9 protein-coding genes are annotated in these 14640 nt (G+C 72.2%); 5 read left to right on the top strand and 4 right to left on the bottom strand.

The annotated features are described in order from the left end of the window. Positions 1-5 precede the first annotated feature (5 nt). From G4D85_RS18245 to G4D85_RS18230, 4 genes are all read left to right on the top strand, one after another. Positions 6-386 carry a VOC family protein gene (locus G4D85_RS18245; RefSeq protein WP_240359353.1) on the top strand — a complete coding sequence of 127 codons (381 nt, stop codon included), beginning with the start codon at positions 6-8 and terminating at the stop codon, positions 384-386. Positions 387-461: 75 nt separating this feature from the next. Next, complete coding sequence (locus G4D85_RS18240) at positions 462-1271, top strand: collagen-like protein (RefSeq protein WP_164013555.1); 810 nt, start codon at positions 462-464, stop codon at positions 1269-1271. Between the two features lie 140 nt (positions 1272-1411). After that, positions 1412-2503: a fatty acid desaturase family protein gene (locus G4D85_RS18235; RefSeq protein WP_240359352.1), complete on the top strand. Its 1092-nt coding sequence runs from the start codon at positions 1412-1414 to the stop codon at positions 2501-2503. Then, positions 2500-2874, top strand: a complete 375-nt coding sequence (locus tag G4D85_RS18230; protein WP_164013553.1) for a hypothetical protein — start codon at positions 2500-2502, stop codon at positions 2872-2874. Before G4D85_RS18235 ends, G4D85_RS18230 begins: the two co-directional genes overlap by 4 nt. Positions 2875-2880: 6 nt before the next feature. On the opposite strand, the gene G4D85_RS18225 is transcribed toward G4D85_RS18230, so the two are convergent. Genes G4D85_RS18225 through G4D85_RS18210 form a run of 4 tightly spaced genes read right to left on the bottom strand, consistent with a single transcriptional unit; the run spans position 2881 to position 13230 of the window. Beyond that, positions 2881-4380: a DUF4388 domain-containing protein gene (locus G4D85_RS18225; protein ID WP_164013551.1), complete on the bottom strand. Its 1500-nt coding sequence runs from the start codon at positions 4378-4380 to the stop codon at positions 2881-2883. 20 nt (positions 4381-4400) lie between these two features. Further along, the gene (locus tag G4D85_RS18220) at positions 4401-6251 is read right to left on the bottom strand and encodes a GGDEF domain-containing response regulator (protein ID WP_164013550.1); all 1851 of its coding nucleotides are present in this window, start codon (positions 6249-6251) and stop codon (positions 4401-4403) included. A gap of 43 nt (positions 6252-6294) precedes the next feature. Beyond that, positions 6295-7146, bottom strand: a complete 852-nt coding sequence (gene dapF / locus G4D85_RS18215; RefSeq protein WP_164013548.1) for a diaminopimelate epimerase — start codon at positions 7144-7146, stop codon at positions 6295-6297. 24 nt (positions 7147-7170) lie between these two features. After that, positions 7171-13230 (bottom strand): methyltransferase domain-containing protein, encoded by a 6060-nt coding sequence (locus tag G4D85_RS18210; RefSeq protein ID WP_164013545.1) that lies wholly within the window; start codon positions 13228-13230, stop codon positions 7171-7173. Positions 13231-13334: 104 nt separating this feature from the next. Between G4D85_RS18210 and G4D85_RS18205 the strand changes: the two genes are divergently transcribed. Beyond that, positions 13335-14144 (top strand): plant Invertase/pectin methylesterase inhibitor family protein, encoded by an 810-nt coding sequence (locus G4D85_RS18205; RefSeq protein ID WP_205525592.1) that lies wholly within the window; start codon positions 13335-13337, stop codon positions 14142-14144. The last annotated feature ends 496 nt before the right edge of the window (positions 14145-14640 follow it).

Raw genomic sequence — 14640 nt, 5'->3', positions numbered from 1 at the left:
ATCGAATGGTCCGACGCATGTTCCCGATGCTCTCCACCGAGAGCCTCGACCAGGCGCTCTCCTTCTACAGGGACCTGCTCGGCGGCACCGAGGCGTTCCGCTTTCCTACCGAGGGGCCGCCCGTCTTCGTCACACTGCGACTGGGCGAGTCGGAGCTGGGGCTCGGCGCCATCACCGACACGCCACCGCTCCATGGGCAGCGCCTGCGCCCGGCCCAGGGCCACCGCATCGAATTGTGCGTCTACGTCGACGATGTGGATGCCACCGTCGAGCGGCTGCGCGCCGCCGGAGCAACCATCGTCACCGAGCCCGCCGACCAGGTCTGGGGCGAGCGCATCGCCTATGTCATGGACCCGGATGGAAACCTGGTGATGCTCACCCGCTGAACCAGGCGCGGTGGCAGCCATTGAAGTTCCCGGAGACTGGCGGGTACGGTCCCCCTTTGTGCCCAGGGGGGCCGCATGTCGCGCACAGTCCGTTCCGTCCTCGTCCTGCTGTCGTGCTGTGTCTTCGTCGCCTGTAGCTCGGAGGGCCCCGCCGGTCCGCCAGGGCCGCAGGGTCCGCCAGGGCCGCAGGGACAACCCGGACCCGCGGGAGGCCCCCAGGGTCCACAAGGCCCCCAGGGTCCCGCCGGGCCCGCGGGCCCCAAGGGAGACCCGGGCCCCGCGGGCTCACTGGGTCCGCCCATCTGCACGCCGGGCGCGTTCTTCTGCGAGGACAACTCGCTCTGGGCCTGCACGAAGTCGGGCGCGGATGCCGTGCGCGAGGCGCGCTGCGCGGGAGGCTCGGCGACGAATCCCACCGGCTGCTTCACCACCGCCTGTGTTCCCGGAGACGTCGCGTGCTGCCGCCCCACGAAGCCGGTGTGCCAGTGGAGCTTCACGAACCCCGCCAGCACCGGGACCTACTACGCCGGCAATGTCCCGGGAGAGCTCTTCTGCACACCGCCCTCGGGCTGCGCGGAGGACACGAACTTCACCACGGTCCTCTTCCGCGGCGCCGAGCTCGCGTGCTCGCCTGAAGCGCTCGACTACCTCTACGTCAGCGTGGACAGGTCCCAGGCCACGCCGGGTCAGGTCTTCAACCTGCCAGATGCGCGAGTGACGTTGTTGCTCAACACCACGAAGCGCACCGGCGGCTGCTCTCAGTGGACGGGCACCGTCACCTGGAACGCGGAAATCCCCACGTGGCGGCTCACGTTCGACACCACCTGCAGCGAGAGCGGCAAGGGCCACATCCGACTCACCGGAACATGGAGCGGCGACACCTGAGCACGGGTCGGAACAGCCGCGCCGCTCGATGTGTTACGAAGGACCTCGGCACCAGGCAGAGGAGCGTCGCGATGGGATTTCCCCAGCGCGTCCTCCAGCTCCAGCGGTGGTGGCGTCGGTGGCGTGAGAGCGGGTGAACGTTGTCGCAAGCGACGAAGGCGAAGTTCCTGGAGTCCGGGCCCTTTCATCAGGACCTCAAGGCCCGGGTGGAGCAGTACCTGGGAGCAAGCGGGCGCTCCCCTCGGGACCTCCCCGGCATGTACGCCAAGACGGCCATCATCCTCGCCTGGTTCGCAGCCTCCTACGCCTGGGTCGTCTTCGGCTCGTCGGGCGTGTGGGGCACCATGGCGGGCTGCGTCTCGCTCGGCCTGGCCATCGCCGGCATCGGCTTCAGCGTCCAGCACGACGCCAACCACGGCAGCTACTCGAGCCGGCGAGGCGTCAACCGCGTGATCGGGTGGACGCTGGACGCCATCGGCGGCTCTTCCTACGTGTGGAACTGGAAGCACAACATCTTCCATCACAGCCACACCAACGTGGTCGGCCTGGATGAGGACATCGACATCCAGCCCCTGTGCCGGATTGCTCCCGGTCAGCAGCGGCATGCGGCCCACCGCTTCCAGCACCTGTACATCTGGGTGCTCTACGGGCTGCTCTCGATAAAGTGGCACTTCATCGACGACTTCAAGGACCTCGCCACCGGGCGCATCGGCCAGCAGAAGATGCCGCGTCCGTCGGGGCGGAAGCTCGTCGGCATCATCGCGGGGAAGGCCGTGTTCTACGGCTGGACGCTCGCGGTGCCGCTGTACTTCCACCCCGTCTGGCAGGTGGCGCTCGCGTACGCGCTCACCGCCTTCGTGCTGGGCCTGACGCTGGCGACGGTGTTCCAGCTCGCACACTGCGTGGAGGAGGCCACCTTCACGCAGGTGCCGGCGAACAGCCCCACGTTCCAGCACGACTGGGCGGCGCATCAGGTCCAGTCGACGGTCGATTTCGCGCGGGGCAACCCGCTGGTGAGCTGGTATCTCGGCGGGCTCAACTTCCAGGTGGTACACCACCTCTTCCCCCGGGTGTGCCACCTGCACTACCCGGCACTCTCACGCATCGTCGAGGACACGTGCCGGGAGCACGGCGTGAACTACCGGGCGAACACGAGCGTGGGAGCGGCATTGAAGAGCCATGTGCGCTGGCTCAAGCGGATGGGGCAGCCTGTCATCGAGGGTGCGGTATGAGTGACGAGTCAGAGAAGGTCCGGTTCGGGCGTGCGCAGAAGTTCCGCCTGTCGCCGAAGGGCACTGAAGCCGCGACGTCGTACGCGGCCATGATTGAAGCGGCCAAGAGCGGCACCGGGCGTGCGCAGTTCGACGCGGCCCGCGCCACGTGGGGCACGTCCCTCGGCCTCGCGGCCGACGACGGCCTCTTCCTCGTGGAGTTCGTTGCGGGCGAGAAGACGGTGGCCGAGGCGACGCGCAGCCTGGAGGCCTGTGGCACCACCGCCAAGGAGGTCAAGTCGGCCGTCGATCGCCTGCTGAAGCTCGGCATGCTCGAGCCCCTGCCCGCGGCGCCGCCTCCTCCCGCTCCGCCTCCGCGCCGGTACTGGTAGGCGCGGCTACACCGCCGAGGCGGTGAGCCGCTGGGCCTGCGTCACCCCGGGCAGCGTGGGCGCGGGGTTGAGCGCCTGGACGAGCAGCGCACGCAGCGCCTCGGACAGGTCGTCATTCACGCCCGACGCGCCCGCGGGCGCCCCCTGCAGCGGCGCCGGGACTTCCGCGCCCACCACCACCACCGGCATGCGCACCTCCCACGCCAGGTAGTGCGCGAGCCGCACGGCGGGCTCGGACACGTCCAGCAGCAGCGCCCCCACGCAGCCCGCGGTGAACGGGCGCCACAGGGGACGGGCCGCCTCCGCCGGGGGCAGCACGCAGAAGTCCAGGCGCAGCACCTCGCTCAGCACCAGCCGGCCCAGCGTGCCGAAGCCGCTCTTCACCGCGGTGGGCTCGGCGGACAGCGCCTCCATGCCGGGCAGCCGCGCCAGCACCCGACGCGCCGCCGCCGCGCCGCTGCCGCAGACGAAGACCTTCGCGGTGGCCACCTTCGCCGGAGCCCGCGTCCGGAGAATCCGCCCGCGCAGCGCGTGGACCTCCGCCGCGCCCAGCAGCTCGCTGCTGCTCGTCTCCGTCCCGTCCGCCTCCGCCGCCCGGGCCACGCCCCGCTGCATCAGCGCGGACAGCACGCTCAGCACTTCCAGGTCCGTGGCCGGCGCCAGGTCCAGCACCTCGCCCAGCGCGCGAGGCTGGCGCAGCAGGTCCACCACCTGCGCCGTCACCGGGTGCTGGTCCTGGGACAGGTCCACGTCCGGCGCCAGCATCAGCCGCGTGTGGCGCGGAGGGAGGCCGGGCATCAGCCGCGTCACCTCGTCCGACTGCCGCATGCCCTCCAGCAGCGCGTCGTCCATGCCCCGGTTGATGCGGGGCCGCACCGAGTTCGTCCCCGGCGTGAAGGTGAAGGTGCCATCCGCCCACGCCAGCAGGCGGAACAGCGCCTTCTCCCCTTCCACGCGCCCCAGCTTCGCGTTCGCCGGGCGGCCGTCGACGACGGTGATTTCTCCCCGGTCATTGCCGCGCTCCAGCGCGAGCCGGCCGCTGCGCTTGTTCATGCCCAGCAGCTGCATCAGGTCTGGAATGCTGAGCTGGCTGAGCGAGCCTTCGATTTCCTGCTGCTCGCTCTTGAGGTCCTTGGCCGCCTCGCTGCGCCGGAAGATGTGCTCGATGCGGCTGAGCACCTCGTCCAGGTTGAAGGGCTTGCGCAGGTAGCCGTCCCGCAGGCCGCGCTGCCGGTCCGAGTCGAAGCTCGAGGTGGTCAGCACCACCGGGATGTCCTCGGTGCGCGGGTTGGTGCGCAGAATCTGGATGAACGTGCGCGCGTCCAGCAGCCGGCAGCCCTCGTCGAACAGCGTGAGGTCCGGGTGGCGCAGCACGGCCACCTCCAGCGCGCGCGAGCCATCCGGCGCGTAGTGCACCTGGTAGCCCTTGGTGCGCAGCGCGCGCGATAGCGAACGCACGGACTCGAGGTCGGGGTCGGCGATGAGGATCTTCCGGACCTGGGCCACGGTAGGTGCTCCGAATCGACTCAGTAGGGCTGCAGGTCGTACTCGGCCTGCAGCTTGGAGATGAGCCCGTCCACCACCGCGGTGTCCGAGGTGTGGAAGCCCCACGTCGCCCCGAGCCCGCGCCGCTGGATGAGCGCATACGCGGCGTTCTCGGAGAGCCAGAGGATGAACTCGTGCCGCGTGACGCGGTCGTCGCCCTCCAGGAACACGGGCGTCAGCGCGGGGTGGGACTCCAGGTCCACGCGGCGGCCCAGCAGGTAGATGCGCGACGCCATGTCCGGCGGCGCCGACTCCAGCCCCGCGGCGATGGGCAGGTCCGTGCGAATCTCCGGCCCGCCCACGTAGAGGATGCCGCGCGAGCCCGGGTCTCTCATCAGCTCGCGGGCAATCTCCGCCTGGAGCTCGTCGAAGAGCACGTCGGAGACCTTGCCCCGGCGGCTGGGCTCGGAGCGCTCGTCCACCGGCAGCTTGGGGCTCGTCGGCGTGCCCAGGAGCAGGTCCACCTCGTCCCAGAAGGGCAGCCCGTCCAGCATCAACCGGCGCTGGAGGGACGCGCGCCGCTCGTCCATGCGGCGGCGGCAGCGGTGGACCAGCTCGTCGAAGTCCTCACCGTCCTTGGGGAAGGTGCTGGCCCCGCCCACCAGCGCCAGCGGCAGGCGCTGCTCCACGTCCTGCACCTCGGGCTCGTCGCGCACCGCCGCCACCGCGCGGCGCACGAACATCAGCGCGCCGAAGAAGTCCGTCTCCGGCAGCAGCAGGTAGAACTCCTGGTCGCTCGCCTTCGCGATGACGTCCGAGTCGCGGATGATTTTGCTGAGCGCCCGGATGATGCCGCGCACCGCCTTCTTCGCGTCCGCCGCCCCCTGTCGCACGCGCACCAGCGGCAGGTTGTCGATGGAGAAGGTCAGCAGCGAGAACGTCCGCCCGTAGCGGCGCGCCTTGTAGATTTCCTTGGACGCGTAGTCGGTGAAGTAGCTGAGGTTGTACGCCGCCGTCTCGCGGTCTCTCAGGCCCAGCCGCTGGAGCGCGAGCATCCGCCGGCCGTTCTTCACGCCCACCGCGGCGAAGTCCGCGAGCACCTTGGCGTCCCGCGAGTGCTCGGACCGGAAGTCCCCCGCCAGCGGGTCCGACAGCTGCGCCAGACCGACGATTTCCCCCGAGGCCAGCAGCGGCACGTACATCACCGCCGAGCGCTCATCGCGAGCGAGCCAGGGCTGGGCCTCGCGCAGGCGGCCGGCGAGCGGCCCCTCCGGGTTCATCTTCTCGGCGAGGAACTGCTTGTCGAGCAGGCCGCGGTACGCGCGCAGCACCAGGTCGCCCCGGTCGTCCATCACCCACAGCGCGGCGCTCTGCGCGTCACAGACGGCGCCCAGCTCCGCGATGATGCGCTCCTGGAGCCACTCCAGGTCCGGATGGGACAGCAGCTCCAGGCAGCGCTGCTGCAGGTTGTGGAAGCGGGCGAACTCCACGTTCTCGTCGCGGAGCTGCGTGCGCTCGCGGCGGAGGTTGGCGCGCTCCAGGGCGCGGTCCACCGCCAGCAGCATGTCGTGCTCGTCCACCGGCTTCGTCAGGCAGTCCGCCGCGCCCGAGCGCAGCGCCATCTCCGAGCCCCGCACGTCCATGCGCTGGCTGACGAGGATGACCTCCTGGTCCGGGTCCCTCTCGCGCAGGCGCGCGGTGAGCGCGAAGCCATCCACGCCGGGCATCACCACGTCGGTGATGACGAGGTCGAAGGCCGTGCGGGCCGCTTCCGCGAGCGCCTCCGTGGCGTTCTCCACGGCCACCACGCGGTGCCCGTTGCGCGTGAGCATGTCGCTGGCGATTTGCCGGAAGAACTGGTCGTCGTCGACAACGAGGATGGGTCCGGCCACGGCGCGTTCTGACCTGGGGGCGAGGGGGGAGGAACGCGAGAGGTTACCGAGGCGAGGGAAGCGCGACAACGCCCTCGAAGACGAAGGCCACGGGACCACGGAGGCGGATGTCGGACAGGTCGCCGGGCACGCGGATGCGCAGGTCTCCGCCCGGCAGCGTGACTCTCAGCCAGGCATCCTGGGGAAGCCGCTTCGCCAGCACCGCCGCCACCGCGGACGCGCACGCGCCGGTGCCGCAGGCCTGTGTCAGCCCACACCCGCGCTCCCAGACCACTACCGTGAGGCCATCCGATTCCACACGGACGAACTCCACGTTGGTGCGGTCGGGGAAAGACGGGTGGCGCTCCAGTTCGGGGCCCAGGCGGGGCGCGGCCTCCAGCGGCTGGTCCAGGAGGACGAGGTGCGGATTGCCCATGCTCACCGCCCAGCCGCGCAGCTCGGGGTGGCCGGGCAGGGGCAGGTCGAGGAAGGGCTTGCCGATGGTGCCCGAGGGCAGGTTGGGAGCGACCAGGCGCGCGGGGCCCATGGAGATGTCCACGCCGATGACGCCGCCGTCGCCATAGCCGGGGATGCAGGAGAGCACGCCCGCCCCCGTCTCCACGTCGAGGCGGCCGGGGCTGTCGTCGGAGTAGTCCACCAGGTACTTCACCGCGCAGCGCAGGCCGTTGCCGCACATCTCCGCGATGCTGCCGTCGGCGTTGTGCACCACCATGCGGGCCACGCCGTGCTGCGAGGGCAGGAGGGCGAGCACGCCGTCCGCGCCGATGCCCAGGCGACGGTCGCACATCCACCGCGACGTGTCGGCGTCGATGTCCACGCCGGTGCGACGACGGTCCAGGATGACGAAGTCGTTGCCCAGCCCCTGATACTTGAAGATGCGCTCGCGAGCGTCCACGGGCGCAATCCTAGCCGCGAGCCGTCACTCGTGCTCGTCCGGCTTCTTCGGAATTGTTGGGGGCGGCAGGTCGAGCGCGGGCATGGCGGTGCGGCCCGGCCTGGCCTGGGGAATGGTGGGCAGGCGGCCGGCCGTGCCCCCGGGCGCCCCGGGCGCGGGCGGGGTGCGTCGGGACAGCTCGTTCTTCACCGCGTTCAGCTCGGCGTTGGCGCGCTCGTAGATTTCCTGGACGGGGTTGGCACCGGCACGGGCCGCCTGACGACGCAGCGCCCCCAGCTCCGTCTCCTGGGCGGCGAGCTTCTTCTGGAGGTCCTCCACCACCGTCTGGAGCTGCTCCATCTCCGCGGCCATCTCCAGCACGGCCTCGGGCTGGGCGGAGGACTTGAGCTCCTCCACGGCCTTGAGGAGTTCCGTGCGCTCGGCGTCCAGGGAGTCCAGGCGGGCCTGCTGCTCGCGCACGCGGGTCTCCAGGCGGCCACGCTCGGCGCGGTCCTCCAGGAGGGTCTGCTTCTCCGCGCCCAGGGCGACCACCTGCTCCTTGAGGGCGGTGACTTCGGTGAGGAGCGTCTTGAGGCGGTCCGCGGAGCTGCCCTCGCGCTTCTGGAGCTGCTGGCGGGCTTCTTCCAGGGCCTGGGTGAGGCGCTCGCGCTCGACGCGCTCGGTGTCGAGGATGCGCACGGCGTCGGTGGACGTCGTCTCGATGGCGGCGATGCGGCCTTCGAGGCGGACGCGGGCCGCGCGGGCGACCGTCAGGTCCGACTGGAGGCGCTCGCGCTCGGAGGCGACGCTGGTGCGCTCGGCCTCGGCGCGGCTGAGGCGCTCCGTCGCGGACTGGAGGGCGGTGGCGTTCTCGGAGGCGGAGGACTCCAGCGCGGCGAGGCGGGAGGCCAGCTCGGACTTCTCGGCCTCGGCACGCGCGGTGGCCTCGGCGAGCTGCTGCTCCACGGTGGCCCTGTCCGCGTCGGCGCGGGTGGTGACCTCCGCGAGCCGCGACTCCAGCTCGGTGCGCTGCGCCTCGAAGCGGGCGGTGGCCTCCGTGAGTTGGGCCTCCAGCGCTTCGGCGTGAGCAGTGACTTCGGTGAGTCGTGCCGACAGCTCGGAGCGCTGGGCATCCGACTGCGCGGAGCCTTCGGCGAGCCGGGCCTCCAGCTCGGTGCGCTGCACCTCGGCCTGGGCTGTGAGGTCGGCGAGCCGCTCCTTCAACTCGGCGCACTGCGCCTCGGCCTGAGCCGTGACGTCCGCGAGCCGTGCCTCCAGCTCGGAGCGCTCTGCCTCATGCCGCGCGGAGAGCTCCGCCAGCCGCGCCTCCAGCTCGACGCGCTGGGCCTCCAAGCGAGCCGAGGCGTCCGCGAGCCCTGCTTCCAGCTCCGCCTGCCGAGCCTCGAAACGGGAGAGGTCCGCGTTCCGCGCCTCCAGCTCGGCGCGCTGCGACTCGACGACGGCGGTGCTCTCCGCCAGGCGCGAGTCCAGCTCCGCCCGCGCGGCGCTCAACCCGTCGGTGGCCTCCGCGAGGCGGGCCTCCAGCGAGGTCGCGCGCTCCTGCTCGGACTGCGCCAGCTCGGTGGCGTGCGCCAGCTCGGACTTCAAGGTCTCCAGTGCGGCGCGCTCGGCCTCCAGCGAGCTCTCCATCGCGGTGGCCTTGCCCGCGAAGCGCCGCGCCGTCTCGAGCTGCACCATGAGCAGCTCGGCGTTCTCCCGCTGCGCCGCGAGCCGCTCGCGTGCATCCACCAGCTCCGCATCGAGCCGGGCAAGGTGCATGCCCCGCTCGTGGAGGGCGGCCATGGCGCGCTGATGCTCCGCGCTCAGGCGCATGATTTCCTGCCGCGCGGCGCCCATGTGTGACGCTTCCGCGCGCAGCGCCATCAACTCCTGCTGCGCGGTCTCCAGGGCGAGGCGGGCCTCTTCCTGCTCGCGGGCGCGCTCGGCGCTCTGGGTGTCCAGGGCACGCTGCTGCCGCTCCACCCGGATGAGCGCCTCCTCGACCTCGGCTTCGAGCGAGTCCAGCTTCGTGCGCGACACCGCTTCCTGCCGCGCCAGGGCCTCGCGAGCCCCGGCCAGCGCCAGCTCGCGAGCCTCGGCGGCCTCCGTCAGGCGGCGGACCTCGTTCTCACCCTCCCCTGCCTGCTCCCGGAGCCGGGCCACCTGCGCCTGCAACTCCTGGAGGGACCAGTCGCGCTCGGAGACCAGGGCCTCCGCCGCGCGCCGTGCAGCCTCCATCTCGGTGAGGGACTGCTCCAGCGCGACACGACGAGCAGTCTCCGCGTCCTGGGTCTCCGCGAGCCGGGCCTCCAGCTCCGAGTGCCGGGCCTTCGCACCCTCCTCCACCGAGGAACGCTCCGACTCCAGCCGCGCCACCAGGGCCCGCAGCTCCTGCTCCCGAGCCGTGGCGGCGGCGCGCTCCTCTTCCAGGACGCGCTGCTGCTCGGCCATGACGCGCTCGGCGGCGTCCAGGCGCTCCTGCCGCGCCAGCTCCCGGGCGGCGCTCTCGGCACGCAGCGTCTCCAGTGCGCCAACAGCCTCCGCGCGAGCCTCCTGCTCGGTGTCGAGCCGCGCGCGGACCTCGGCCAGCGTGGCCTCCGCCTCGGCGCGAGCGAGCTGCTCGGCCTCCAGCTTCGTGCGCAGCTGCGCCTGACCCGCTTCGCCTTCGCTGCGTCCCTGTCGCTCGGCCTCCAGCTCCGCGCGAGCCTTGACGAGCGCCTCATCGAGCCGGGTGCGCTCCTCGCGCTCCGCCTCCAGCTGGGTCCGGGCCAGGGTGAGCGCCGCGTCCAGCCCGCTCCGGGCCTCGCGCTCTCCCTGGAGCTCCGCATGCGCCGCCGCGAGCGCCGCATCGACCCGGGCGCGCTCCTCGCGCTCGGTCTCGAGCGCATCCTGAGCCTCCGCACGCGCAGCCTGCGCCCGGACACGGCCCTCGCGCTCCGAGGTTGCCTCAGCCTGGAGTCGGGTGACGACCTCGTCCGCGCCAAAGGCGCGCTCCCGCATCGAGGTGAGCTCCGCCTCCACCCGCTCACGCTGCTCGCGCTCCGTGGCCAGCGCGTCCCGAGCTTCGGTCAGGGCCGCTTGAGACCGGGCCTCCAGCCGCTCGCGAGAGGAGACCAGCTCCTCCCGGGCCTCGACCAGCGAAGCCTCCGCCCGAGCCCGCTGCGCCTCTTCGTCGACGAGCGCCGACTCCAGCCGTGAGCGCTGCTGCGCCTCGGCCTCCAGTCGGGTCCGCGCTTCCGACAGCGCCGCTTCCGCCTGAGCGTGCTGCGCCTCGAGCTCGGCCGCCGCGGCCTCCGCCTGGGTGCGAAGCTGCGCCTCCTGCTGGAGCCGGGCCTGCACCTCCACCGCCGAGGCCTCCGCCTGGGCCCGCTGCCGCGCCTCCTGCTCGAGCCGGACTTCGACCTCCGCGGATGCGGCTCCCAGCTGAACGCGCTGCTGCGCCTCCTGCTGAAGGCGCGCCTGCACCTCCGCCGCCGAGGCCTCGGCCAGGGCGCGCTGCCGCGCCTCCTCCAGAAGCCGTGCCTGGGTCTCCGCCAGCGCCGACTCGGCCTGCGTGTTCCGCTGCGCTTCCTCCTGGAGCCGGGCCTGCGCCTCTTCGAGCGCCGCCTCCGCCCGGGTGCGCTGAGCGCCTTCAGCCTGAAGCGCCGCCTCCGCCTGGGCGCGCCGCTGCCCCTCCTCTTGGAGCTGCGCCTGCGCGTCCGCGAGCGCCGCCTCCCACCGCGCGCGCCGCTCCTGCTCGGTGGCCAGCGCCTCGCGAGCCTCGGCGAGCGCCAGTCGCGCCTCGTCCAGCCCCGCGCGGGTCTCCGCGAGTGCCTTCTCCGCCCCGCCGCGCTGCGCGTGCTCCGCGTCCAGCTTGGAGCGCAAGGCCTCCAGCGCGGAGCCGGACTGCTCCCGCCCCTCGCGCTCGGACTCCAGCGTGGCGCGAGCCTCGGCCAGCGCCGACTCCAGCTCGGTGCGCCGCAGCACCTCGGCGTCCAGCGACTCCCGGGTGCGAGCCAGGGTGGACTCGGCCTCGGACAGCCGCCGGGCCGCATCCTCCAGCTGCTCGCGAGCCAGCCGCAGCGCCTCCTCTACAGAGACGCGCGCCTGCCGCTCCTCGTCCAGCTCGCCGCGCACCTGCGACGTCCGCGCCTCCAGCTCCGTCCGCGCGGCCTGGAGCGCCAGCTCCATCTCCTCCCGCTGCGTCCGAGCACGTGCGGAAGCCTCCGCCTCCAGCTCCACCACGCGTCGGACGAGTGCCTGGCGCTCCTCCTCCAACTCCAGCCGCTGGGCCTCGCTGTCCGCCCGCGCCGCTGTCTCGTCACGGACCTTCCCGGCCAGCGCCTCCGCCCTGGCACGCGCCTCTTCCAGCGCCTGCTCCTGCGAGGCCAGCCGCTCCCGCAGCTCCGCCCGCTCGGTCTCCAGCGCCTGCCCGAGCCGCTCCTCGGTCCGCGCGCGCTCCGCCTCCAGCGCCGTCAGTCGCTGACTGGCCTCGTGGAGCGACTCCTCCAGTTGTGCCGCCGTGGCCCGCGCCGCCGCCTCGCCGCGCGTCAGCGTCTCCACCTCGCCGCGCAGCCGGGCCTCGGCCTCGCGCGACGCGGTCAGCTCCGTCTCCAGCCCACGCCCTTCGGACTGGAGCGCCTCCAGCCGCGCCTCCGCGTCCTTGCGCGCGCCTTCGGCCGACGCGGTCCGCTGCTTCGCGTCCACCAGCTCACGCGCCACGCGCGCCAGCTCGGCCTCCTTCACCGCCACCGCCGTGCCCGAGTCGCGAGACAGCTCCTCCGCCCGCGTCGCCTCGGCCTTCAGGTGCTCCACGGCCGCGAGCGCCGCCGAGTACTGCTCGGCGATGCGCAGCTCCCGCTCGCGCGCGGCCTCCGCCGCCTTGCGCCGGTCCTCGGACAGCTCGACGGCGCGCTCCGCCGCCAGCCGGTCCTTCTCGCGGTCGATGCGCAGCGTGGACAGCTCGTCCTGCACCTCGCGCACCTGCGCGTAGGCCTGGGTCAGCCGCTCCCGGGCCTCGTCCAGGGAGGCGACAGTCTCCTCGCGCCGGGCCCGCTCCAGCCGCAGGGCTTCCTGCGCGGCCAGCACCTGCACCCCCGCGTCCGCCTGGGCGCGCTGCGCGGCTTCCACCTCCAGCCGCTGCGCCGCGAGCCGACGGTCCGCGTCCGCCAGCCGCTCCTGCGCCACCTGCAACTCCAGCTCGCGTCGGCGCAGCTTCCCGGACAGGTCATCTCGCTCACGCTGCGACTCCTGCGTGCCGCGCGCCAGTTCCAGCTGCGCGGTGAGCCGCGCCACCGAGTCCCGAGCCACTTCCAACGCCGGCCGCAGCGACGCCGCCTCCGCCTCGCGGTCCGTCAGCTCCGCGCGGAGCTTCGTCAGCGACTCCTTCAGCCGGGCGCTGCGGTCCTCCCAGGACTTCGCGCGCGCCACCACCTCGTCCAGCTTCCCGCGGGTGAAGGCCAGCGGCTCCGGCGGCAGCTGCACCCACGTGGGGTCCACCACCCGCGACGGCTCCTGCCCTGCCACCACCAGGAAGTAGGCGGCCTCGCTGCCATTCACCAGCGTGCCGTCGACCTGGAGCCCCTCGCCGTTCTCGAACGCGAGCTGGTAGCCCAGCACCGGCGACTGCGTGGCCACCGCCACATGAGGGAAGTGGACGGAGAGCGCGTCGAGCAGCAGCCCGTACGTGGGCGGCACGCCCTCCTCGGGCTCCAGCAACTGCGGCAGCGCGAGCCCCGCCACGTTGCGCAGGCCGCCCAGGAGGTAGCCCTGCTTCGTCACCAGCCGCGCCAGCTCCGCCAGCAGCTCCGGAGCCTTCACGTACGGCGCCAGGTCCGCCACCAGCACCACGTCGAAGCTGCCGGACTCGAAGTCGTCGTAGACGTTGGCACGGAAGCGCAGCGCCGGGCCCCCGTGGGCCTTCTGCGCCGCCTCCACCGCCGTCACGTCCGCGTCGCACGACACCACGGCGCGCGCGCCGCGCTCGACGAGGAAGCGCGCGCTCTCGCCGCCCGTCGAGGCGACGGCGTCGACTTCCAGCACCCGGCGACGGGCGAAGAGGCTCTCCGCGAAAATGTACCGGGGCAGCAGTTCACTGGGCCCCATGCGGCGGAATGTGTGATGCATGGGTGTGTTCGGGGGTGGGAGTATAGCCGTGGGCGACCGAGCCCCAAGTTAAGCGCCAGGGCCGAAAATCGGCCTCGCGCCTGGACGACAGGAGAGCAGGCGACATGAACGCAGCGGGACAACAGGGTTTCGGCTACCGGGCCAGGCGCACCTTCACGCGGCTCATCGTCTTCACGCTCATCCTCGGCCTGACGGGTGTGAGCGTCTTCCTCCTCTCCCAGCTCAACGCGCGCACCTTCACCCTGGCCCTCCTGGACGGGCAGCTGGCGGTGATGAAGGGCCGCAACGCCCCCATGGGCGCCGTCCCCTACCGCCCCGGGGACCCGCGGCTGGCGGACGCCTACGCCCCCATCGCCGTGGAGGGCCAGGACGTCACCGCGCTCGTCCAGCAGAAGTTCACCGAGCGCGACGAGCTGGACCGCGCCCTCTTTCCCCTCCTGGAGGCCCTGGCGCGCCCCAGAATCGCCTCGGACGAGCCCGCCAGGGTGGACCAGGGCCTCTACTACCTGCGTCGCGCTGAGAAGCTCTCAGGCATCACCGAGGAGCAGAGCCTGACGCTCAAGAAGCTCATGACGGACGTCGCCTACTACCAGGCCCGCCAGAAGCTGGAGGACGCCCGCCGCCTCGTGGGCGACGCCCTCACCCAGCTCAAGATGGCCGCCGAGAGCGAGAGCCGCCACGCCCGCAGCGCCAACCAGATGCTCACCGCCGTCACGCCCCCCGCCCGGGAACTGGAAGAAGCCCTCCGCCGCGCCGTCCACACCCTGAGCGGCCCCGAGGCGGCACGGCAGCCCCCGCCTCAGCCCGCCCCGGAGCCGCCGGCTCCCGCACCTGCACCTACAGGTAGCACCCCGGAAGGGACGCCGCCCCCGGCGCCGGTTCCGGAGGTCCAGGACGCAGGCGACACCCCCTGACCTGGCGCCATTTCCGGCCGCTCAGGTTGGATTCCAGGAGGCCCATACACTGCGTCGCTGAGGCCCTCACCGAGTGTCGTCAGGAGAACGTGACGAAACGTGTTGGAGATCGATCATAGATTGCAATGATCGAGCCCACCCAAGCACTAGATCTCGCGTTGACAGGCTGGGGACCCCCCCATAGCTTGTGGCCGGTCGCCGGGGCCCCAGCCGGAGACGCCGCCGTGACGTGGGGCTGAGGAGGGGTTGTGGGTTACTTGCGCACAGCGAACTGCTGCCTCATAAAAGACCCCATCCTCCCGGCCTCCCCCAGACCCTAGACCCGTCCCCTCACAGGACGGGTCTCACCTGAACACTTTTCCAGTAGCGTGGCCTGGGGTCCGTCCTCCCCGGGGCAGATACCCGCGTCTGCCCAAGGCCATGCCTTTGTCCGGAGTGAGCCGCTCGTGAACTTCGAAACGCCCGTGAAGCCTGCTGCCGCCAACCTGGCCGTTCC

The organism is Pyxidicoccus trucidator (genome assembly GCF_010894435.1).
GTDB lineage: Bacteria > Myxococcota > Myxococcia > Myxococcales > Myxococcaceae > Myxococcus > Myxococcus trucidator.
This window is presented reverse-complemented; position numbering and strand designations above follow the sequence as displayed.

What these genes read in the sequence shown, in the direction of transcription:
- G4D85_RS18205 (WP_205525592.1), top strand. Translation starts at nt 13,335, where the DNA reads ATGAACGCAGCGGGACAACAGGGTTTCGGCTACCGGGCCAGGCGCACC.
- G4D85_RS18210 (WP_164013545.1), bottom strand. Translation starts at nt 13,230, where the DNA reads ATGCATCACACATTCCGCCGCATGGGGCCCAGTGAACTGCTGCCCCGG.
- G4D85_RS18230 (WP_164013553.1), top strand. Translation starts at nt 2,500, where the DNA reads ATGAGTGACGAGTCAGAGAAGGTCCGGTTCGGGCGTGCGCAGAAGTTC.
- G4D85_RS18245 (WP_240359353.1), top strand. Translation starts at nt 6, where the DNA reads ATGGTCCGACGCATGTTCCCGATGCTCTCCACCGAGAGCCTCGACCAG.
- G4D85_RS18240 (WP_164013555.1), top strand. Translation starts at nt 462, where the DNA reads ATGTCGCGCACAGTCCGTTCCGTCCTCGTCCTGCTGTCGTGCTGTGTC.